This is a genomic window from Mucilaginibacter sp. (genome assembly GCF_041663085.1).
Classification (GTDB): Bacteria; Bacteroidota; Bacteroidia; order Sphingobacteriales; family Sphingobacteriaceae; genus Mucilaginibacter.
In genome coordinates this window covers 1-1,288 of record NZ_JBAZRC010000049.1, presented here as the reverse complement: position 1 = coordinate 1,288, position 1,288 = coordinate 1, and the positions used below count along the sequence as shown (strand labels likewise).

Genomic DNA, 1,288 nt, shown 5'->3' with positions numbered 1-1,288 from the left:
TTCTGTGGTGCGGATTGTTATAGACCGTATTACCAAGAACGAGGAAGACGAGACCATCAGTCGCCTGGCCGACTCTATACAAACCGCATTTTTTGAAGGCAAGGGCGATTGTTACGTACAATACCGCGAGCCGGATGCCGATAAGGAAACAGAACGTTTCTTCTGCGACCGTTTTGAACTGGATAATATCCGCTTTGAAGAGCCTACAGCAAACTTTTTTAGCTTTAATAACCCTTATGGTGCATGTAAAAAATGCGAGGGCTATGGCAAGGTAATTGGCATTGACGAGGACTTGGTTATCCCCGATAAAAGTAAAACCATTTACGAAGGCGCTATTGCCCCATGGCGTGGCGAAAAAATGCGGGAGTGGAATGAGGTGCTGGTAAAAAGCGCACTGAAATTTGATTTCCCCATACATCGCCAGTATAACCAGCTTACCGAAGAGCAGCAACGCTTGCTGTGGACGGGTAACCAATACTTCCGCGGGCTGGATGCTTTCTTCAAGGAAATGGAGGAGCAGACCTATAAGATTCAATACCGTGTGTTGCTGTCCCGCTACCGGGGTAAAACTACCTGCCCCGAGTGTAAGGGCAGTAGGTTAAGGAAAGATGCATCATACGTAAAAATAGCAGGCAGATCCATCACCGATGTGGTGCTGATGCCTTTAGATACCGCGCTTGATTTTTTCAGCAATATTCAATTAAATGAAACGGATGCCAAAATTGGTAAACGCCTGCTGCTGGAAATAATAAACCGGCTGGTGTTTTTAAATAATGTTGGCTTAAGCTATTTAACGCTTAACCGTTTGTCAAACACCTTGTCGGGTGGCGAGTCGCAGCGTATTAACCTGGCTACTTCATTGGGTAGCAGTTTGGTGGGCTCGATATACGTACTGGATGAGCCAAGCATTGGCCTGCACCCACGCGATACACAACGTTTAATAACCGTGCTAAGATCATTACGTGATGTGGGCAATACGGTTTTAGTTGTGGAACACGAAGAAGAGATCATGAAAGCTGCCGACCATATTATTGATATTGGCCCCGAAGCCGGTACGCATGGCGGTAACCTCATATTCACCGGTACGTACGACCAGATCATTGTTGACGATAACAGCCTTACCGGTAAATACCTGAGTGGCCGCGAAGAAATAGCCATCCCCAAAACGCGCCGTAAATGGAGCGATTTTATTGAGATAAAAGGTGCCCGCGAAAACAACCTGAAACATGCCAATGCTAAATTCCCGTTAGGTATACTTACGGTGGTAACGGGCGTATCCGGCTCGGGT

Annotated in this window: 1 pseudogene; it reads left to right on the top strand. The window is 46.7% G+C overall.

Annotation, left to right across the window (positions count from 1 at the left end):
- Nucleotides 1–1,288 (top strand): annotated as a pseudogene (locus tag WC615_RS11050) (excinuclease ABC subunit A); the annotation flags it as partial.